General features: G+C 65.4%; 18 protein-coding genes. 8 read left to right on the top strand and 10 right to left on the bottom strand.

The genetic code is table 11. The features are described 5' to 3' along the window. Positions 1 to 73: 73 nt before the first annotated feature. The gene (locus tag VH499_RS07605; RefSeq protein ID WP_414709759.1) at positions 74 to 1,489 is read right to left on the bottom strand and encodes an FAD-binding oxidoreductase; all 1,416 of its coding nucleotides are present in this window, start codon (positions 1,487 to 1,489) and stop codon (positions 74 to 76) included. Between the two features lie 83 nt (positions 1,490 to 1,572). Between VH499_RS07605 and VH499_RS07600 the strand changes: the two genes are divergently transcribed. From VH499_RS07600 to VH499_RS07575, 6 genes are all read left to right on the top strand, one after another. After that, positions 1,573 to 2,823 (top strand): thiolase family protein, encoded by a 1,251-nt coding sequence (locus VH499_RS07600; RefSeq protein WP_332052100.1) that lies wholly within the window; start codon positions 1,573 to 1,575, stop codon positions 2,821 to 2,823. Positions 2,824 to 2,942: 119 nt separating this feature from the next. Beyond that, entirely contained in the window at positions 2,943 to 3,836 is an 894-nt protein-coding gene (locus VH499_RS07595) for an SDR family oxidoreductase (protein WP_332052099.1), read from the top strand. Next, complete coding sequence (locus tag VH499_RS07590; protein ID WP_332052098.1) at positions 3,829 to 5,019, top strand: adenylate/guanylate cyclase domain-containing protein; 1,191 nt, start codon at positions 3,829 to 3,831, stop codon at positions 5,017 to 5,019. The genes VH499_RS07595 and VH499_RS07590 overlap by 8 nt, the downstream gene beginning before the upstream one ends. 80 nt (positions 5,020 to 5,099) lie before the next feature. Further along, positions 5,100 to 5,912: an enoyl-CoA hydratase-related protein gene (locus VH499_RS07585; protein ID WP_332052097.1), complete on the top strand. Its 813-nt coding sequence runs from the start codon at positions 5,100 to 5,102 to the stop codon at positions 5,910 to 5,912. A 4-nt stretch (positions 5,913 to 5,916) separates the two neighbouring features. Next, positions 5,917 to 6,702 (top strand): 2-(1,2-epoxy-1,2-dihydrophenyl)acetyl-CoA isomerase PaaG, encoded by a 786-nt coding sequence (gene paaG, locus VH499_RS07580; RefSeq protein WP_332052096.1) that lies wholly within the window; start codon positions 5,917 to 5,919, stop codon positions 6,700 to 6,702. A gap of 13 nt (positions 6,703 to 6,715) precedes the next feature. Further along, the gene (locus VH499_RS07575; protein WP_332052095.1) at positions 6,716 to 7,645 is read left to right on the top strand and encodes an SMP-30/gluconolactonase/LRE family protein; all 930 of its coding nucleotides are present in this window, start codon (positions 6,716 to 6,718) and stop codon (positions 7,643 to 7,645) included. 24 nt (positions 7,646 to 7,669) lie between these two features. Here VH499_RS07575 and VH499_RS07570 read toward each other — a convergent pair whose 3' ends face one another. Genes VH499_RS07570 through VH499_RS07555 form a run of 4 tightly spaced genes read right to left on the bottom strand, consistent with a single transcriptional unit; the run spans position 7,670 to position 12,128 of the window. Beyond that, positions 7,670 to 9,067 carry a malonyl-CoA decarboxylase domain-containing protein gene (locus VH499_RS07570; RefSeq protein ID WP_332052094.1) on the bottom strand — a complete coding sequence of 466 codons (1,398 nt, stop codon included), beginning with the start codon at positions 9,065 to 9,067 and terminating at the stop codon, positions 7,670 to 7,672. A gap of 56 nt (positions 9,068 to 9,123) precedes the next feature. After that, entirely contained in the window at positions 9,124 to 9,762 is a 639-nt protein-coding gene (locus VH499_RS07565) for a DNA-3-methyladenine glycosylase 2 family protein (protein WP_332052093.1), read from the bottom strand. Continuing rightward, complete coding sequence (locus VH499_RS07560) at positions 9,755 to 10,318, bottom strand: methylated-DNA--[protein]-cysteine S-methyltransferase (protein ID WP_332052092.1); 564 nt, start codon at positions 10,316 to 10,318, stop codon at positions 9,755 to 9,757. The genes VH499_RS07565 and VH499_RS07560 overlap by 8 nt, the downstream gene beginning before the upstream one ends. 43 nt (positions 10,319 to 10,361) lie before the next feature. Further along, positions 10,362 to 12,128, bottom strand: coding sequence for an ABC transporter ATP-binding protein (locus VH499_RS07555; protein ID WP_332052091.1), 1,767 nt, complete (start codon positions 12,126 to 12,128; stop codon positions 10,362 to 10,364). A gap of 134 nt (positions 12,129 to 12,262) precedes the next feature. Here VH499_RS07555 and VH499_RS07550 point away from each other — a divergent pair, with 134 nt between their 5' ends. Together VH499_RS07550 and pcaF are read left to right on the top strand one after the other, a co-directional pair. Beyond that, on the top strand, positions 12,263 to 13,321 hold the full coding sequence (locus VH499_RS07550; protein ID WP_332052090.1) for a glycosyltransferase family 4 protein: 1,059 nt from the start codon (positions 12,263 to 12,265) through the stop codon (positions 13,319 to 13,321). 149 nt (positions 13,322 to 13,470) lie between these two features. After that, positions 13,471 to 14,673 (top strand): 3-oxoadipyl-CoA thiolase, encoded by a 1,203-nt coding sequence (gene pcaF, locus VH499_RS07545; RefSeq protein ID WP_332052089.1) that lies wholly within the window; start codon positions 13,471 to 13,473, stop codon positions 14,671 to 14,673. On the opposite strand, the gene pncA is transcribed toward pcaF, so the two are convergent. From pncA to VH499_RS07520, 5 genes are all read right to left on the bottom strand, one after another. Then, positions 14,670 to 15,278 carry a bifunctional nicotinamidase/pyrazinamidase gene (gene pncA / locus VH499_RS07540; RefSeq protein ID WP_332052088.1) on the bottom strand — a complete coding sequence of 203 codons (609 nt, stop codon included), beginning with the start codon at positions 15,276 to 15,278 and terminating at the stop codon, positions 14,670 to 14,672. The genes pcaF and pncA overlap by 4 nt on opposite strands. 14 nt (positions 15,279 to 15,292) lie before the next feature. Beyond that, a complete protein-coding gene (gene tgt, locus VH499_RS07535) occupies positions 15,293 to 16,417 on the bottom strand; it encodes a tRNA guanosine(34) transglycosylase Tgt (RefSeq protein WP_332052087.1) in 1,125 nt (374 codons plus the stop codon). Continuing rightward, the gene (queA, locus tag VH499_RS07530) at positions 16,414 to 17,460 is read right to left on the bottom strand and encodes a tRNA preQ1(34) S-adenosylmethionine ribosyltransferase-isomerase QueA (RefSeq protein WP_332052086.1); all 1,047 of its coding nucleotides are present in this window, start codon (positions 17,458 to 17,460) and stop codon (positions 16,414 to 16,416) included. Before queA ends, tgt begins: the two co-directional genes overlap by 4 nt. Before the next feature lie 22 nt (positions 17,461 to 17,482). Beyond that, entirely contained in the window at positions 17,483 to 18,610 is a 1,128-nt protein-coding gene (locus VH499_RS07525) for an MBL fold metallo-hydrolase (RefSeq protein ID WP_332052085.1), read from the bottom strand. Between the two features lie 32 nt (positions 18,611 to 18,642). Further along, positions 18,643 to 19,373, bottom strand: a 731-nt coding sequence (locus tag VH499_RS07520) for a phosphoribosylamine--glycine ligase (RefSeq protein ID WP_332052084.1), incomplete at its 5' end; no start/stop codon positions are given.

Genomic DNA, 19,373 nt, shown 5'->3' with positions numbered 1-19,373 from the left:
GCCTTTTTCTTTGGGACCGCGCGGGCCGCCGGCTCGGCTCAGGCACGCCAGATGCGCGCGCGGCCCGGAAGAGTCAATTGCCCGGTCCGATGATCTTGCCCGGATTCATGATGTTGTCCGGATCGAGTGCCTTCTTGATCGAGCGCATCAGCGACACCGCCTCGCCATGTTCCTCGTACAGGAACTTGATCTTGCCGAGGCCCACACCATGCTCGCCGGTGCAGGTCCCGCCGAGCTCGAGCGCGCGCGCCACCAGGCGGTCGTTCAGCGCCTCGGCACGCGGCAGGTATGTCGGATCCCCCGGGTTCACCATCATCGTGAGATGAAAGTTACCGTCGCCGACATGACCGACAATCGGCGCGTAGAGGCCGTTCTTCTGGACGTCCTTCTGCGTTTCGAGGATGCATTCGGCGAGCCTGGAGATCGGCACGCAGACATCGGTCGCCCACATGCCCCAGCCCGGGCGGGCGGCCTTGGCCGCCCAGGCCGCATCGTGGCGCGCCTGCCACATCCTGGTCCGCTCTTCCGCCTGGCCGGTCCAGGCGAAGTCGCCGCCGCCATTCTCGCCCGCGATCGCTTGCACCATCTCGGCCTGCTCCTTGGTGCCGGCCTCGGTGCCATGGAACTCCAGCAGGAGCAGGTTCTTGGACGGCAGGCTGAGTTTCGAGTAGTTGTTCACCGTGGCGACGGTTTCGGTATCCATCAGCTCGATACGCGCCACGGGAATACCGGACTGGATGGTCTGGATGACCGCGTTGACGGCGCCCTCCAGCGACTCGAAAGCGCATGTCGCGGCTGCCATGGACTCGGGGATGCCGTAGAGCCGCAGCGTGATCTCGGTGATCACCCCGAGCGTCCCTTCCGACCCGATGAACAGCTTCACGAGATCGTAGCCTGCACTCGATTTGCGCGAGCGTCGGCCGAGCCGCATCAGGCGCCCGTCGGCGGTGACGACCTGCAGCGCCAGCACGTTCTCGCGCATGGTGCCGTAGCGGACGGCGTTCGTGCCTGAAGCGCGCGTGCTGGTCATGCCGCCGATCGAGGCGTCGGCTCCCGGGTCTATCGGAAAAAAGAGGCCGGTGTCTCGGATATATTCGTTGAGCTGCTTGCGGGTGACGCCCGGCTGCACCACCACGTCGAGATCGGCCTCGTTCACCGCCAGGACCTTGTTCATGCGGCTGACGTCGAGCGAAATGCCGCCATTGGGGGCGCTGATATGGCCTTCCAGGGACGTACCCGTGCCATAGGCGATGATCGGCGTTTTGTGGCGAGCGCAGAGCTCGACGATCTTCTGCACCTCTTCGGCCGATTCGGCGAACACGACGGCGTCGGGCAGGTGCGCCTTATGATAGGAGATGTCCTTGCCGTGCTGTTCGCGGACGGCATGGGCGGTGCTGACGCGATCGCCGTAGAGCTTCCGCAGCTCGGTGATCGTTTCGTCGACGTGCGGGGCGCGTACCTGTGCCTGCATCGGGGCCTCGGCGGCCATGTCGGTTCTCCTAGCGCAAGTGCGTTGGATACGCTCAAATGCGGCCGAAGCCAACCGAGGGAAAACGCCCCGAAGGAGCCGCGATGCGCGAGGTCTATGTGGTCGGCGCCTACACGACCGCATTCAAGAAGCACCCCGGGATGAGCTTTGGCGATCTTGCTCGCGAAGCCTATCTGGGCGCGCTGTCCGATGCCGGCATGAAGACCGGTGCCGATATCGAAGCGGGCTGGCTGGGCAATTGCGGCATGGGTTTCTGGGGTCAGAACTCGATCCGGGCCCAGGCGCTGTTCCAGCCCCTGGTCGAGGAGGGATTGTTTCCCGAGCGCGTGCCGATGTTCAACGTCGAGAATGCTTGCGCCACCGCCTCGACCGCCTTCATGGGCGCCTGGAAGGATGTGCTCGCCGGTACGCACGAGCTCTCGTTCTGCATCGGCATCGAGAAGCTCTTTAGCCCCGACGCACCGGAGCGCACGGCCGACCTTTTCAACCAGGGCTACATCACCTCCCAGCATGACCGGCTGGTCCAGGAGATGGACCGGGTAGGCAAGATGGTCGGCTCCAGTTTTGCGCCGGGCGCCGATCGAACCATCTTCATGGACACCTATGCGATGCAGGCCAAGTGGCACATGTGGAAGTACGGCACGACCCGGGAACAGATCGCATCAGGTGCGGCCAAGAATCACAATTATGGCGCGCTGAACGACAAGGCACAGTACCGCTTCCAGATGACGACGCAGTCGGTACTGGAAGACCGGCCGGTCTCCTATCCGCTGACGCGCGCCATGTGCGCTCCCATCGGCGACGGTGCGGCAGCGGCGCTGCTCTGCTCGAAGGAATATCTCGAGAAGCTGCCGCAGGGTGTGCAGGAACGGGCGATCAGAATCGCCGGCGTGGGCTTTTCCGGCGGCATGTATCGCGAACTCGACAAGCCCGGGCTCACGCGCGCCGCCGCCGACAAGGCGTACAAGATGGCCGATATCGGCCCGCACGACATCGATGTCGCCGAAGTACACGACGCCACGAGCTTCTGCGAGATTTACCAGTGTGAGATGCTGCGTTTCTGCCCCGAGGGCGAAGGCGGCAAGTTCGTCGAGTCGGGCGCCACCGGTCCCGGCGGCAAGCTGCCGGTGAACACGTCAGGCGGTCTCGTGTCCAAGGGTCACCCGGTCGGCGCCACAGGCCTGTCGATGCTGGCCGAGCTGGCCGCCCAGCTGCGCGGCGAGGCCGGCCAGCGCCAGGTGAAGGATGCGGAGATTGCATTGGCCGAGAACGGCGGCGGCGTCATCGGCATGGAGGAGGCCGTCGCATCCGTCGTGATCCTTCAGCGCGCTTGAGGTCTTCGTTTCTTGAAGGGTTGAAACGCAAGGAAGCCACCCAACATGGTGTCTCCGCGCCGGTGATGGTCCTATAAGCTCTCCCGGATTACCTGGACTTCACAGGGAGATTGAGAACCATGACCATCCGCTTCGACAATCGCGTCGCCATCGTCACCGGCGCCGGCAACGGCCTCGGGCGTGCGCATGCCCTATTGCTGGCGAGCCGTGGTGCCAAGGTCGTGGTGAACGATCCGGGTGGTGCCGTCGATGGCAAAGGCGGCGGCCATGCGGCGGCCGACAAGGTCGTGGACGAGGTCAGGAAGGCGGGCGGCCAGGCGGTCGCCAACTACGATTCGGTCGCCGACGCCAGGAGCGCAGCCAACATCGTCAAGACCGCCGTCGATTCGTTCGGTACCGTCGATATCGTCGTCAACAACGCGGGCGTGTTGCGCGACAAGACGTTTCACAACATGACGGTCGAGGATTTCGACTTCGTGGTGAAGGTGCATTTCCTGGGAACCGCCTATGTCACGCACGCCGCCTGGCCGATCCTGCGCGCCAAGGCCTATGGCCGCGTCGTGGTCACCTCCTCCAATTCGGGCATCTACGGCAATTTCGGCCAGGCGAACTACGGCGGCGCCAAACTCGCGGTCGTGGGCTTCATGAATGCCCTGCGGCTGGAAGGACAGAAATACAACATCATGGTGAACGCGCTGGCGCCGGTCGCCGGCACACGGATGACCGAAAGCCTGATGACGCCCGAGGTCCTGGCGAAGCTCAAGCCTGAGTATGTCTCGCCGATGGTCGCCTATCTCTGCAGCGAGCGGTGCCAGCGCACGGGCGAGATCTGGAGCGCCGGTGCAGGCTGCTTCGCCCGCATCGAATACCGCGAAGCGCCCGGCGTCCGCATCCAGGGCCGCGCGCCGACGATCGAGGATGTCGAAGGCAACATCGACAAGATCGCCGACCTCTCGACGAACAAGGTCTATCGCAGCTCGTCGGAGGAGGTGCAGGCGGTGCTGGGTGCCTGATTCGGCGCCGTCCGCGACGCTCGACTGGCAGGTCGAGCCGGTGATCGACTGGCTTGTGCGGGAGGGTCGGCTGATCGCCGACCCGGCGAGGCTCGTCGAGGAGATGGCCAACCGCCTTGTGGCCGCTGGTGCGCCGCTCGCCCGATTTACCATCGGCCTGCAGGCGATCCATCCGCAGTGGCGCACCATGGGCATCCAGTGGCGGCGTGGCGGCAAGGTCGAGCAGGCCAGCCGACCGCACGGTATCGAGCAGTCGCCCGCCTATATCGGAAGCCCGATCCAGGAACTTGCCAAGACCCGCAGGCCCGTGCGCTATCGGCTCGACAAGCTCTCGGAGGACAATCACGAGGTACTGCACGAGCTGGCGGCGACCGGCGGCACGGACTACTACGCCGCCCCCATGCGCGTCGCCTACGGGCGTCCCCCGGCCGTAACTTTCATGACCGACCGGCCGGGCGGCTTCGCCGACGCCGATATCGTGAAGTTCCATCACCTGATGGACTACATGGCGCCGATCGTCGAAAGCCGCATCAGCCACCGCCTTTCGACGACGCTGCTGGATACCTATCTCGGCCGTATCGTCGGCGAGCAAATCCTGGGCGGTCTGATCAAGCGCGGCGACGGCCACGAGATCAATGCGGTCCTGTGGTTCTCCGACCTGCGCGATTTCACCGGCCTCAACGAACGGATGGCGTCGGCCGACCTGCTCGAGCTCCTGAACAACTACCTGCAGCTCGTGGGCAATGCGCTGAGCTCCCATGGCGGCGAGATCCTGAAATTCATCGGCGATGGCGTCATGGCCTATTTCCCGGCCGAGGACGCACTCTTTCTGCCGATGGTGACGGCCAACGCCTTGGCCGCCGCGCGTCAGGTGATCGACGACATTGCTGCCGCGAACGAAGCCCGGGCGACAGGCGGACACGATCCGGTGCGGTTCGGCATCGGCCTGCACATCGGACCGGTGACCTTCGGCAATGTGGGCACCGAGGACCGGCTCGATTTCACCGTCATCGGCCCGGCGGTCAACCGCGCGGCCCGATTGGAGAGCCTCACCAAGGAATTGGGCGTCCAGGTGCTTGCCTCGGCCGAGTTCAAGGATGCGACCACGCAGCCGATGGTCTCGATGGGCCGCCATACGTTGCGTGGCGTGCCCGAGCCGGTGGAGGTCTTCACGTTGCCCTGACCACGATGTTGCTCGGGACGCAATGTCGCTCTGCGACGCGACCGGTTGGCGCGGGCCGGAGCGCGTGCCAGTCTGGGCCCATGGGAGATATCGCCAAGGAGACGCCCTTGAAGGCCGCCCTGGACGGCGGGGTGCTGACCTTGACGCTCAACCGTCCCGAGCGGTTGAACGCCATGAGCCAGGAGCTGATCGGCCTGATCATCGAACAGCTCGATCGGGCGCTGGCCGAGTCGGCCGTCCGGGCGGTTTTGATCACCGGCACGGGCCGAGGCTTTTGTGCCGGGGCGGATCTCGCCGGTACCGGCATGGGGACAGTGACGGGGGCTGACGGAAAGCCTGATCTCGGCATCGTGATCGAACGGCTCTACAACCCGATGATCCGTGCCATTCGCGAGCTGCCCAGACCGGTGATCGCGGCCGTCAACGGCGTGGCGGCGGGCGGCGGTGCCAACCTTGCCCTCGCCTGCGATATCGTGCTGGCCGCGCGCTCGGCCCGCTTCGACCAGGCCTTCGTGCGCATTTCGCTGATGCCCGACCTCGGCGGCACCTGGCTTCTGCCTCACGCGGTGGGCGATGCCCGCGCCCGGGCTCTCGGCATGCTGGGAACGTCGGTGCCGGCGGAGGAAGCCGAGCGCATGGGTATGGTCTGGCAAGTGGCGGACGACGACATGCTGATGGCAGAAGCGATGCAACTCGCCCGCCGGCTGGCCTCGGGCCCGACGCTCGCCTATGCGGCGATCAAGCGGGCGATCAACGCGGCAGCGACGAACACGCTCGACCAGCAACTCGATCTCGAACGCGACAGCCAGCGGGCGCTGGGGCGGAGCGCCGATTGCAAGGAAGGGGTCGCGGCGTTCCTCGCCAAGCGGCCGGCGCAATTCACGGGACAGTAGGACCATGTACGAAAAGATCGATCTGGCGGTGGCCGATGGGCTCGCGACGCTGACGCTTAACGCGCCCGACAAGCTGAACGCGGTCTCGCGCAAGATGATCGCCGAGCTCAAGGAATGCTGGGAGGGGCTCGCGAACGATGCTTCGGTGCGTGCCGTCCTGCTGACCGGTGCGGGTCGCGGATTTTGTGCCGGCGCCGATCTCGCCGACCCCGATCGCGAGGCGAGCGCCGCGGCTGATTCGGGCGCGGCCCTCGACAAATTCTTCAATCCGGTGATCCGCACCATGCGGGCGATGCCCAAGCCCATCGTTGCCGCCGTGAACGGCGTGGCGGCCGGCGTCGGCATGAGCTTCGCCATGGCTGCGGACATCGCCGTCGCTGCCAAGTCGGCGTCGTTCCTGCAGGCCTTCGCCCGTATCGGACTGCTGCCCGACGGCGGCAGCACGTGGTTCCTGCCGCGGCTTGTCGGCGACGCGCGTGCCCGGGCGCTTGCCATGCTGGCGCCGCAGATCTCCGCCGAGCAAGCGAGGCAATGGGGCCTGATCTGGGACGTGGTCGAGGATACGGAGCTGATGAAGACGGCGACGGAACTTGCCCGCCGGCTGGCCGACGGCCCGACGCTTTCCCTGGCCCGCATCAAGGAGGCGATGAATCGCGCCTCGGGGAACCCGCTGGCCGCGCAGCTCGATGTCGAGCGCGACTTCCAGCGCGAGCTTGGCCGAAGTGCCGACTTCAAGGAGGGCGTCGCCGCTTTCCTTGCCAAGCGCAAACCGACCTTCAAGGGAAAATGAAAAGGGAGCGCCGATGACGCCGCACAGGGAAATCACCGCCGGCCTGAGGTTCCCGGAGGGGCCTATCGCCATGACCGACGGATCGGTGATCCTGGTCGAGATCGCACGCGAAACGCTGACCCGCGTCATGCCCGACGGCAAGCAGCACGTCATCGCCAAGCTGGGCGGTGGCCCCAACGGCGCGGCGATGGGGCCGAACGGCAAGATCTATGTCTGCAACAATGGCGGCTTCAACTGGATCCAGCGACCCGACGGCCGCCTGTTCCCCGGAACGCAGCCCGCCGGTTACAAGGGCGGGTCGATCCAGGTCGTGGATCCGGAGACCGGCAAGTTCGAAACCTTGTACAATTCCTGCGATGGGCGGCGGCTGAACGGTCCCAACGACCTGGTGTTCGACAAGGAAGGCGGCTTCTGGTTCACCGATCTCGGCAAGACGCGTGATCGCGACAGTGATCGCGGCGCGGTCTACTATGCCAGGGCCGACGGCTCGAAGATCGAGGAGAAGGTGTTTCCGCTCGAGCGACCGAACGGCTGCGGCCTGTCGCCCGACGAGAAGACGCTCTACGTGGTGGAGACGCCGACGGCGCGTTGCTGGGCATTCGAGCTTTCGGCCGCGGGCGTGATCAAGGACGCCAACGGTCCATATCGCGGCGAGAAGGGCCGGGTGATCACGGGCCTCGGTGGCTACCAGATGTTCGACTCGCTGGCAGTCGACTCAGCCGGCCATATCTGCGTGGCGACGTTGATCACGGGCGCCGTGTCGGACATCTCGCCCGACGGCCAGTCGGTGACGCAGTACAAGCTGCCCGATCCGATGGTCACCAACGTCTGCTTCGGCGGCAACGAACTGCGCACCGCGTACGCGACCCTTTCCATGACCGGCAAGCTCGTGAGCTTCGAATGGCCTCGACCGGGCCTGAAGTTGAATTATCTGAACAAGTAAGCGCGTCAATCGCGCGCCTCCGCGTCAGATTCTGGCCGCTGCCCGCACTTCACGGCTCGCCACCACGCGGCCATTGGCGTAGGCGGCGTGGTTCGCGTCGACGTCACCGAGCTTGTAGCGGTAGTTCACCATGATCCCGTAGGACTGCTTGAGGCCGTTGGCGCTGGTGTCCGCCAGCCAGTTGATACGCTCGACGATGGCGCCGTTGCCGAGATGGAAGTGCGCCACCCGGTCGACCGCCCGTCCCCGGTCGTCGGTACTGGTGAGATAGCGCGCCGTGAAGCGGACAAGGATCGGCCGCAGCGCCTTGTCGATCGCGGGAACCTCCCACCAGACCGGCTTGTCGAGAAGCTCGCGGACGGCTGTCGCCCCCGTCGCCTTATTGTTGGTGACGGGCACCAGCGAGGCGATCTCGCCCGGAGTCAAGGCGTCGTCGCCCTCGTTCTTCAGCCGCCCGTCGATATGATGGCGCAGGCCGGGAACCGGCGAGAGCGTGGCGAAGTCCTTGATGTTCGGCAGCTCGCGTACGAGTTCCTCGGCCACGCGCTTGATCAGGAAATTACCGAAGCTGATGCCGGCCAGCCCCTGCTGGCAGTTGGAGATCGAATAGAAGATCGCGGTGTTGGCGTGTTCCGGATCGGAGGTTTCCGCCCTGGCGTCGAGCAGACGCTGCACGTTGCCGGCCATACCGTTCACGAGCGCCACCTCGACGAAGATCAGCGGCTCGTCGGGCATGCGCGGATGAAAGAAGGCGAAGCAACGGCGGTCGGAATCGAGCCGGTTCTTGAGATCGCGCCAGGAGCGGATCGTATGCACCGCCTCGTAGGTCACGAGCTTCTCCAAAAGGGCGGCCGAGGCCCGCCAATCGATGCGCACCAGATCGAGGAAGCCGACGTCGAACCAGGCACTGAGCAGTGGGCGGAGATCCTCGCTCAGCATACGCGCTCCGGCGTCTGACTTGCCGAGCGCCATCAATTCGGCCCGCAGATCGACCACGAATTTCACGCCCTGCGGCACGCCCACGAACTCGCGCAGCAGGTGTACTGCCGGCGGCTCGAGTGCCTTCACCAGTGCCTGTGGCGGCTCCTTGGAGGCGCGCCAGCGTTCGACATGGGCGAGCGCCGCTTCGCGCGGCAGACCGTAATCGTGCGCCAGCGTCAGCAGAAACTTCCGCCTTCCGACCGGCGACAACGACAGATAGACCTCGCCCAGCTCGGCTGCCCGCGCCCGCCGTGCCGTGACGCCCCCTTTGCCTTCGAGGCAGGCATCGATTCGGCCCCTCAGTCGAGGCACGTCGTCATCGGGCAAATCCGGACGAAGCGGCGCTCCCACCACTTCGCGCGCGCCGCGGGCGGTTTCGATGAAGGCATGGCGCAAGCGCTCGAGCGTGCGATCGACGGTATTCGAGAAGGGAAGGGCCATGCGGGCAATTATGTCATGACCGATGTGTCACTCCAGTGGCGCGGATGAACGCGCCTTTACATGCGCGGCAGGTCGAGAGTCCGCCAGAGATACCAGCTGGCAACAGTACGATACGGCCGCCACTTCTCGCCGTGTCTTTCCAGTGTCCGCGACGACGGCAGAGCGCGCTTTCCGAAGGCGACCGCATAGGCCTTGCGCAAACTGTAGTCGTCGAGTGGCAGCACATCAGGCCGGCCCAGCCGAAACATCAGGAACATCTCTGCGCTCCACCGCCCGATGCCTCGCACCTGGACCAGACGTTCGATCAGGGCCGCGTCGTCCATGGCGTGCGCCTCTTCGATCGCGGGCAACTCGTTACCCTGGACGCGACGGGCGAGGTCCTGCAGGGCCAGCACCTTGGCCGCCGACAAACCGGCCTTGCGCAATCTGTCGGGGGCCGCCCCCAGAATGTCCCGGGGCATGAAGCCGTCGATGCTCCGTGGGAAGAGAGCCTCGATGCGCCCATAGATGGTCGCGGCCGCCTTGTTCGAAAGCTGCTGGTAGACGATCGCCTCGGCCAACGCGCCGAACAGGCTGCGGGACGATTTGAGCTCCATGGCGAATGCTCCCACCCGCGCCATGACGCCGGCCAGTGCCGGATCGGCAGATTTCAGATGGCGAACGGCCTTGCGCGGGTCGAAGCCGAACTCAGCCATTGCGCGGCGATATGGCTTCGAACAACGGTCCGGCGTCCAAGGCGGTAGCACCCTCGATCTCGAGGATACGCCGCTTGGTCGCCACGCCGCCGGCAGCGGAGAAGCCGCCCATCTTGCCGTCGGCGCCGAGGACGCGATGGCAGGGCACGATGATGGCAATCGGGTTACGGCCGAGCGCCTGTCCGACCTCGCGCGACTCGTGCGGCGCGTCGAGCCGCCGCGCGATCTCGCCATAGGTCGTGGTGTGTCCGGCGGGAATGGTGCGCGCGAGTTCATAGACGCGGCGGTGAAACTCCGGCACCGCCTCAAAGTCGAGCGGGATATCGCCAAGCCCGACCGCCTCGCCCTTCAGAAGCCTCTGCACGCGGGCAATCGCATCCTTGATATTGGCCGGCGGCGAAGTCTCCCGCGCGCCTGGCCAACGCCGGCACAGCCGCGCCCGGGTGCCGGCTGCCGTCGCTTCGGGAAGCTGCAGCCCGACAATTCCGGCGGCGCTCCAGGTGAGGCCACAGGTGCCGATCCGCGTATCGAAGAGGGCAAAGCTGCGAACGCTCATGCCCGTACGGTCTACCTAACCGGTAAACCCGTCAAGTATCGAGTCAGGCCGCCGCGCGCCGGGTCAGCCGCGCCAGCTCGTCGTCGATCAGCATGCGATAGGGGCCGCGGCGATGGAGCAACTCGTCAGGTGTCCCCTCCTGGATCACCTGGCCCTCCTGCAACACCACGATGCGGTCGAAGTTGCGCAAGGTGGACAGGCGATGGGCGATGGCGATAACGGTGCGTCCCTGCATGAGGTGGTCGAGCGCCTGGCGGATCGCTTCCTCCGATTCGCTGTCGAGGGACGAGGTCGCCTCGTCCAACAGCAGGATGGGAGAGTCCTTGAGAAGGGCGCGGGCAATCGCAATGCGTTGGCGCTGCCCGCCCGACAGGCGCGCGCCGCGGTCGCCCACAACCGTATCGAAGCCCATCGGCAGGGCTTCGATGAAATCGCGGCAGCAGGCGGCCTCGGCTGCCTTCCTCACCTCGGTCTCCGTCGCCTCAGGCTTTCCGTAGCGGATGTTGTCGAACACGGAGCGATGGAGCAGGCTGATATCCTGCGGCACGAAGGAGATCGCGCGCCGCATGCTGTCCTGCGTGATCCGGGAGATGTCCTGCCCGTCGATCAGGATACGGCCTCTATCGACGTCATAGAATCGCTGCAACAGCGACAGGATGGTCGATTTTCCGCCGCCCGAAGGTCCCACCAGACCGGTGCGCTTGCCGGCTTCGAAGTGCAGGTCGAGCCGATCGAATACCTTGTCGCCGCCGGGGTAGGCGAAAGACACGCCCTCGAACTCGATGCCGCGATCCTTGGGCTCCAGCGGCGTCGCCTCGGGATGGTCGCGCAACTGATGGGGCTGCAGCAGCGTGGCGATGGCTTCGGAGAGGCGCGCCATGTGCTGCGTCACGTCGACGAGGGCCACGGCCAAATCGCGCGTGGAATGCAGGATGGTGAAGCCGAGCGTGCAGACCAGCACCACGTCGCCGCTGGAGGCGCCCCCGCGCTGCCAGAGCACGATCGCCCAGGCGAGCATGGCGACGGTCAGGACGATCGTCACTGCGGCGTGCAGCAGCCGCAGGCGCTCGAGGTAAAGCAGGCTCTTGCGCCGCGCGGTCATTTCCTGTCCGACCGTCTCGTCGAACCTGACATGCTCGCGGGTCGTGGCGCCGAAGGTGCGCACCAGCGGCATGTTGCCGATGACGTCGGCCAACTCGCCCTCGACGCGGGCTGCCTTGTCGGCAAAGCCGTGATGGAGGGGAGCACCGGCCGCCGCGAGCTTGAACAGCACGACGATGAGCACGGCGGCGATGCTGGTCAGGACCGCGGCCATGGGGATGCTCACCGAGGCCAGATAGGCAATGGCGCCCGTCGTCGCCACGCACGGTGGCAATACGTTCCACATGAACAGATTCTCGACCGCGAAAGCCGCGTTGGAAGTCGCGGTGATGCGCCCTGTCAGCGTGCCGGCCAGGCGTTCGGAAAAGTAGCTCGGCGCATGGCCGGTAAGATGGCGAAACAATTCGCCGCGAAGGTCGCCGCTCACGCCGACGAAGGCATGGCTCGAGACCCAGCCGCCGAGCCGCCAGAGAAGGTTGTCGGCGGCAACCAGCGAGACCAGGACGACGAAGGCAGTCCAGATGCCCGGGTTGAGTCGTCCACGATCGAGTGTGTCGACCAGGAACTTCACGGCGTATTGAGTACTGACCGAGCAGCCAACGGCGCTAAGAACGGCCAGGAGAATTGCACCATGCGCCAAAGGCCGACGACGGACGTAGCGCAGCAGGAACGCGACGGGGCGTCCGGCGTAGTTACAAAGGCTCAGCATGGCCACAGCCTAATGCTCTATCGGGCAATTCGGCGGCGTGAGGGGGAAGAATTAGCTGTGACAAAAAAAAGTCCGCCGCACGGTCACCGCATTTTTCCTTGACCAACGCAGTCCTGCAATCAGGAGGTAAGTTAATGCGTATCGCGCAGATCGCTCCGCTGACCGAGGCCATTCCCCCGAAACTGTATGGCGGCACGGAGCGCGTCGTCTCCTGGCTGACTGAAGAGCTGGTGGAGATGGGTCACGACGTCACCCTCTTCGCCAGCGGTGACTCACTCACCAAGGCCAAACTCGAGCCGATGTGGCCGCGCGCCCTGCGGCTGGATGGTGCGGTCCGCGACCCGGTGGCACTACATATGGCGATGCTCGAGCATGTGCGTCAACGTGCCGAGGAATTCGACGTCCTGCATTTCCATCTCGACTACTATCCGTTCTCGCTGTTCTCGCGTCAGGCGACACCCTTCATCACGACCCTGCATGGCCGGCTCGATCTGCCCGAGCATCAGGCGGTGTTCGATGCCTTCCCGTCGGTTCCGGTCATTTCCATTTCGCACAACCAGCGCAAACCCTTGCCGCAAGCACACTGGGTGAAAACCGTGCATCACGGGTTGCCGGCCAATCTCCTGGCGCCGCGACCCGCGAAGGGCGGCTATCTGGGCTTTCTCGGTCGAGTGGCGCCGGAGAAGGCACCGGACCAGGCGATCCACATCGCCGTGCGGTGCAAGATGCCGCTCAAGATCGCAGCCAAGGTCGATGCGGTCGATCGCGAATATTTCGAGCGCGAGATCGAACCGCTTCTGCAGCTCCCCGGCATCGAATTCATCGGCGAGATCAGCGACCGCGAGAAATCGGAATTCCTGAGCGGCGCCGAGGCGCTCCTGATGCCGATCGATTGGCCCGAGCCGTTCGGTCTGGTGATGATCGAGGCCATGGCCTGCGGAGCGCCGGTGATCGCCTACGGCAGCGGCTCCGTGCCCGAGATCATCGAGGACGGCATCACGGGCTTCATCGTCAAGAACGAGCTCGAGGCGGCGGATGCGATCCGCAATCGGCTCGGCAGCCTGTCGCGCGCCAAGGTCCGGGCACGCTTCGAGGAGCGTTTCACCGCCCGCCGCATGGCCAATGAATATCTGGAGATCTACCGCAAGCTGGTCGCGAACGAGGTGCCGCGGTTGCGTCTGGTCAAGGCCTGACGCCGCCGCCGCGGCGGTCCTCCTGCCCAACGAACGGAGCGGCGTGCGCCGCCGTTCCGCTGCATGGCCCTGTGGCGGGCGGGGCATTGGCAGGGCCTGTGCCCGATGCTAACCGGGCGAGACGTTTGTTTGCGTTGGGAGTCCCCGAGATGACCGAAGCCTATATCTGCGACGCCATCCGCACCCCGGTCGGCCGTTACAATGGCGGCTTGTCCACAGTGCGCGTCGACGACCTTGCCGCCCATCCGATCAAGGCGCTGATGAAGCGCAATGCGAGTGTCGACTGGGGGGCTGTCGACGACGTGATCTATGGCTGCGTCAACCAGGCCGGGGAGGACAATCGCAACGTGGCGCGCATGGCAGGCTTGCTGGCCGGCCTGCCGGTCGAGGTGGCAGGCGCCACGGTCAACCGCCTTTGCGGCTCCGGACTCGAGGCGGCAGGGCACGCCGCGCGCGCGGTCAAGCTCGGCGAGGCCGACATGATCATCGCTGGCGGCGTCGAGGGCATGACCCGTTCACCCTATGTCATGGGCAAGCCCGAAGGTCCGTTCGACCGCGGCATGAAGCTCGAGGACACGGTGCTGGGCTGGCGCTTCGTCAATCCGAAGATGAAGGCAGCCTACGGTATCGATCCGATGGGCCAGACCGCCGAGAATGTCGCCACCGAGCACCAGATCAGCCGGACCGATCAGGACGCTTTCGCCTATCGCAGCCAGCGACGTTGCAAGACCGCGCAGGACCGTGGCTTTTTCGACAAGGAGATCGTCAAGGTCACCGCCAGGAAGGGCAAGAGTGAGGTCGTGGTCGACAAGGACGAACATCCGCGCGGCGATACCACCATGGAGACGCTGGCCAGGCTGCCGCCGGCATTCCGCGAGGGCGGCTCGGTCACCGCCGGCAACTCGTCGGGCATCAACGACGGTGCCTGCGCCATGATCATCGCCTCCGACTCGGCCGTGAGGGCCAACGGTCTCACGCCGCGCGCGCGCATTCTCGCCACCGTGTCGGCCGGCGTGCCGCCCCGGGTGATGGGCATCGGGCCCGTGCCGGCGACGCAGAAGCTGCTCGCCAGGCTCGACATGACGGTTCGGGACTTCGACACGATCGAGCTCAACGAGGCCTTCGCCGCGCAGGCACTCGCCGTCCTCCGCCAGCTCGGGCTGTCCGATGATGCGGATAACGTTAATCCCAACGGCGGCGCCATTGCCCTCGGCCATCCTCTCGGCGCCTCCGGCGGCCGGCTGATGATCACGGCGCTCAATCAGCTCGAGGCGAGCGGCGGCAAGCGTGCGCTCTGCACGATGTGCATCGGTGTCGGCCAGGGAATCGCGCTCGCGCTGGAGAGGGTCTAAGGCGTTTCGGTGAGATTGATCCCCGCTTGACGCAGTTCGGTGAGCTTGCGCTTGCGGCTGCCGTCGAGATCGATCGAGGCAGTGGCATCCAACACGACACCGACATTGAAGCCGGCCTGGCGCGCATCGATCGCCGACCAGGACACGCAATAATCGAAGGCGAGGCCGCAGAAGACCAGGCGCGTGAAGCCGCGCGCCTTGAGATAGCCGTCGAGACCGGTCCGCGTCATACGATCGTTCTCGCGAAAGGCGGAGTAGGAATCGATGCCGGTATGGAATCCCTTGCGCACGATCATCTGCGCCTTGGTCGTGTCGAGGCCGGGATGGAAAGCGGCCCCCACTGTCCCCTGCACGCAGTGCTCCGGCCACAGCGTCTGCGCACCATACGGAAACTGCACCGTGCTGTAGGGCTCGGCGTCCTTCCAACTGCTGGCGAAGGAGGCATGACCGGCAGGGTGCCAGTCCTGTGTCAGCACGACATGGTCGTAGCGGCCGATCAGGCGATTGACCAAGGGCACGATCGCATTTGCACCCGGCACGGCGAGCGCGCCGCCTTCGCAGAAGTCGTTCTGCATATCGACCACGATCAACGCCTCGTTGGGCATGCCGGTGTTCTCCCTCAGATTTCTGGCAGGTCTCCTCGGTCTTGTTCGTTCTCGAATGCGGCGATCCAGTGGCAGAGTGAGTTGCTTTCGATAGCACCGCGCAGACCGCGCATGACATCCTGATAATAGTGAAGATTGTGCCACGTGAGCAGCATCGCGCCGAGGATCTCCTCGCTGCGAATGAGGTGATGAAGATATGCGCGACTGTGACTCTGACAAGCGGGGCAGCCGCATTGTTCGTCGACCGGCCGTGGATCGTTGCGATGGCGCGCATTGCGCAGATTCAATTCGCCGCGGCGCGTGAAGGCCTGCGCCGTGCGGCCGCCGCGCGTGGGCAGCACGCAATCGAACATGTCGACCCCGCGCTGCACCGCGCCTACGATGTCCGCGGGTCGACCGACGCCCATCAGATAGCGTGGCTTGTCGGCGGGCAGGAGGGGTATGGTCGTGTCGAGGGTCTTGAACATCAGCTCCTGGCCCTCGCCGACCGCCAGGCCGCCGATCGCATAGCCGTCGAAGCCGATATCTGCGAGCACCTTCGCGCTTTCCGCGCGCAGGGCAGGGAACACGCTGCCCTGTACGATCCCGAACAAACCGTAGCCCGGCCGCTGTACGAAGGCGCGCTTGCCGCGCTCGGCCCAGACCATCGACAGTCTCATGGACCGCGCCGCCGCCGCTTCCTCGACCGGCCACGCCGTGCATTCGTCAAACGACATGGTGATGTCCGTGTCGAGCAGATGCTGGATATTGATCGAGCGCTCCGGCGTCAGCCGGTGCTGCGAGCCGTCGCGTGGCGACCGGAAGGTTACGCCGTCGCGGTCGAGTTTGCGCAACTCCTTGAGCGACATAACCTGGAAGCCACCCGAGTCCGTGAGGATCGGGCCCGGCCAGTCCATGAACTTGTGCAGGCCGCCCAAGGCAGCGACGCGCTCCGCGCCGGGCTGCAGCATGAGGTGGAAGGTGTTGCCGAGGACAATCTCGGCGCCCGTCTCCCGCACCGATTGTGGCATCATGGCCTTCACCGTGCCGCCAGTGCCCAACGGCATGAAGGCCGGCGTCTCCACCGTGCCGTGTGCCGTGGCGACGCGGCCCCGGCGGGCAAGTCCATCGGTGCCGATAAGGTCAAAGGCAAGACTCATCGGTGCAACAGACAACAATCGCCGTAGGAATAGAAGCGGTATCGCCGCGCTACGGCATGCGCATAGGCCGCCTGCATTCGCTCCAGCCCGGTGAAGGCCGAAACCAGCATGAACAGCGTGGAGCGCGGCAGATGGAAGTTGGTGAGAAGGAGATCGACTGCGCGGAAGCGGAAGCCCGGCGTGATGAAGATGCCGGTCTCGCCACTCCAGGCTTTGATCGACCCGTCGTTATGGCACGCCACTGATTCGAGCAAGCGCAGCGCGGTCGTGCCGACCGACACTATGTGGCCGCCGAGCTGTCGCGTGCGCTCGATCGCCTCGGCCGTCGCCCGCGGTACCTCGCCCCATTCGGCATGCATGGTGTGCGCCTCGGTCTCCTCGACCCGCACCGGCTGGAAGGTGCCGGCCCCGACATGGAGTGTGACGTTCGCGATGCCGATATGTGCTTCCGCGAGCGCCGCCACGAGTTCCGAAGTGAAATGCAATCCGGCGGTGGGTGCCGCCACCGAGCCGTCGACCTTGGCGAACAGCGTTTGATAGTCGGTGCGGTCGCGTGCATCGGCGATGCCACCACGGATGTAGGGGGGCAGCGGCACCGCACCCGCCCGGTCGAGCGCAGCCAGGAAGTCCGCGCCGCTGCGGTCGAAGACCAGCACGATCGATCCGTCGGCGTTGATTGCCTCGACGTTTGCCTGGAGGTCAGCATCGAACGTGATCTCGTCCCTCGCCTTCAGCCGCTTTACGGGCTTGCCGAAGCAGAGCCAATGGCCGCCGCCGAGATCGCGAATCAACAGCGTCTCGACCGCTACCTTCTGCCGGCCGCCGCCGGCTGCGCGCATACCGTTCAGCCGCGCCGGGATCACTCTCGTGTCGTTGAACACCATCAGGTCGCCGGCACGCAGCAGCTTCGGCAACTCGCGCACGACATGGTCGCCGAATCCGGCAGGAGAGACATCGAGCAGCCGGGCCGAATCGCGCGGCGAAACGGGCCGCTGGGCGATCAGTTCGTCCGGCAGCGCGAAATCGAAGAGATCGACACGCATCAGGAGTCGACGATACTCGACCTCAGGTCGGCCCGATATCCATCACGTCGGAATCCGAATCGTCGACCGGCGGCTGAGCGTGAGGATCGACGAAGGCGATGAACCGGTACACGCCGTCCACGACCTCGCGCTTCGCGCGGGCCCGCGTTTCGAGACAGTGAAGATGAGCCAGCGTCTCGCCGAAGGCGAAGACGACCTGGTTGTTGTCGAGATGGCGCGGGAAGAGGACCGGCACCATGTCCCAGCCGGTCGCACCCTTGGTCTCGAGGCGGACGATGGCATTGGTCATGTCGTTCATGCGTGCATCGTGATGCGCTATGAGCTGATCGAGGCGGGTATGCAGACCGATGAAGGGAAAACCGTGGCTCGGCAACACCAGCGCGTCGGCCGGAAGTCGCCGGAAGCGCGAGAAGCCGTCGAGGAACCAGGTGAGAGCATCGGCGAGCGGCTCGTTCGGCCACACGCCCACGTTAGTGCTGATCTTGGGCAGGACCTGGTCGCCCGCGATCAGCACATTGAGCTCGGGACACCAGAGCGAGGCATGCTCGGGTGCGTGCCCGCGGCCCACGATCACGTCCCAGCGGTGGCCACCGAGCGTGATGGGATGGGCATGGATCAGCCGCTGGAATGAGGTCGGCAGGGGCACCACGCCCTTGGCGTAGCCGCCCTTGTGGCGATGGAACAGCGCAAGCTTGTCGACCGGGACGCCGTTACGAAGGAGATGGGCGCCGCGCACCTCCTCGTTCTCGATGAAGTCGTTGCGCGCGGCGATGGCGCTCATGTACTCGCCAAGCGTCATGAGGAGCGGCGCATGCCAGCGCTCGCACAGCCAGCCGGCAAGCCCGATATGGTCCGGATGCATATGGGTGCCAACCACGCGCGTCAGCGGCTTGCCGCCGAGCCGTGTGGCAAAGATCCTCTGCCATAGATCGCGCGTGGCCTGCGTGTTGATGCCGGTATCGACCAGCGTCCAGCCATCCTTCTCCTCGATCAGCCACAGGTTGATGTGATTGAGCTGAAAGGGCAGCGGCATGCGCAGCCAATGGATGCCGGGTGCGACGTTCTTGATGTCGCCGGGTTCCGGCACGTCGCCGCAGGGAAAGCGAAGCTGGGCGAGGAGCCGCTGCGAAAGATCTGGGGAATCGGGCATGAGATCAACCTAGCCTTGGCGGTCGTGCGATGTCACGAGCGGCGGGCAAGGGCCCGCCATGCAATATCGCGGCGACAGAAGCCTTGCGGCCAGTCGATCAAGTCGACGGCGCGGTACGCGCGCGACCGGGCTTCCGCGACCGTCGGCGCCATGGCCGTGACGTTCAGGACCCGTCCACCATTGGCCAGTACTCGCTGGCCGTCGGTGCCGAACTTGGTGCCTGCGTGGAAGATCTGCACCCCCTCGACCTTGCCGGCTGCGTCAAGATTGCGAATCTCGCTGCCCTTTTCATATGCCTCGGGATAGCCGTTTGCCGCCATTACGATCGTGAGCGCGGCCTCGTCGGACCAGCGCAGATCGAAATGGCCCAGGCTGCCGTCGGCGCAGGCCATCAGCGCCGGCATGATGTCGGACTTGAGCCGCATCATCAGCACCTGGCATTCGGGATCGCCGAAGCGGCAGTTGTACTCGACCAGTCGCGGGCCCGACTTGCCGATCACCAGGCCGGCGAAGAGCACTCCCTTGAACGGCATGCCTTGTTTCCTCATCGCCTCGACGGTCGGCAGGATGATCTCGCGCATCGCCCGGTCGAACATCGCCGGGTCGAGGATCGGCACCGGCGAATAGGCGCCCATGCCGCCGGTGTTCGGTCCCTTGTCGCCGTCGAAGGCGCGCTTGTGATCCTGCGCACCGACCAGCGGCAGCACATGCTCGCCGTCGGACAGGGCGAAGACGCTGACCTCCTCGCCTTCCATGAATTCCT

It is taken from the genome of Reyranella sp., from assembly GCF_036558665.1.
In the GTDB taxonomy this organism is placed as follows: domain Bacteria; phylum Pseudomonadota; class Alphaproteobacteria; order Reyranellales; family Reyranellaceae; genus Reyranella.
The sequence above is the reverse complement of the archived record's forward strand: the minus strand, read 5'-3'. Positions and strand labels throughout refer to the sequence as shown.

Bases quoted from the DNA above. Each gene is read 5' to 3' on its own strand.
- VH499_RS07550 (WP_332052090.1), top strand. From the start codon at position 12,263: ATGCGTATCGCGCAGATCGCTCCGCTGACCGAGGCCATTCCCCCGAAA.
- VH499_RS07585 (WP_332052097.1), top strand. From the start codon at position 5,100: ATGGGAGATATCGCCAAGGAGACGCCCTTGAAGGCCGCCCTGGACGGC.
- tgt (WP_332052087.1), bottom strand. From the start codon at position 16,417: ATGAGTCTTGCCTTTGACCTTATCGGCACCGATGGACTTGCCCGCCGG.
- pncA (WP_332052088.1), bottom strand. From the start codon at position 15,278: ATGCCCAACGAGGCGTTGATCGTGGTCGATATGCAGAACGACTTCTGC.
- VH499_RS07575 (WP_332052095.1), top strand. From the start codon at position 6,716: ATGACGCCGCACAGGGAAATCACCGCCGGCCTGAGGTTCCCGGAGGGG.
- VH499_RS07525 (WP_332052085.1), bottom strand. From the start codon at position 18,610: ATGCCCGATTCCCCAGATCTTTCGCAGCGGCTCCTCGCCCAGCTTCGC.
- pcaF (WP_332052089.1), top strand. From the start codon at position 13,471: ATGACCGAAGCCTATATCTGCGACGCCATCCGCACCCCGGTCGGCCGT.
- VH499_RS07560 (WP_332052092.1), bottom strand. From the start codon at position 10,318: ATGAGCGTTCGCAGCTTTGCCCTCTTCGATACGCGGATCGGCACCTGT.
- VH499_RS07595 (WP_332052099.1), top strand. From the start codon at position 2,943: ATGACCATCCGCTTCGACAATCGCGTCGCCATCGTCACCGGCGCCGGC.
- VH499_RS07605 (WP_414709759.1), bottom strand. From the start codon at position 1,489: ATGGCCGCCGAGGCCCCGATGCAGGCACAGGTACGCGCCCCGCACGTC.
- VH499_RS07570 (WP_332052094.1), bottom strand. From the start codon at position 9,067: ATGGCCCTTCCCTTCTCGAATACCGTCGATCGCACGCTCGAGCGCTTG.
- VH499_RS07600 (WP_332052100.1), top strand. From the start codon at position 1,573: ATGCGCGAGGTCTATGTGGTCGGCGCCTACACGACCGCATTCAAGAAG.
- VH499_RS07565 (WP_332052093.1), bottom strand. From the start codon at position 9,762: ATGGCTGAGTTCGGCTTCGACCCGCGCAAGGCCGTTCGCCATCTGAAA.
- paaG (WP_332052096.1), top strand. From the start codon at position 5,917: ATGTACGAAAAGATCGATCTGGCGGTGGCCGATGGGCTCGCGACGCTG.
- VH499_RS07555 (WP_332052091.1), bottom strand. From the start codon at position 12,128: ATGCTGAGCCTTTGTAACTACGCCGGACGCCCCGTCGCGTTCCTGCTG.
- queA (WP_332052086.1), bottom strand. From the start codon at position 17,460: ATGCGTGTCGATCTCTTCGATTTCGCGCTGCCGGACGAACTGATCGCC.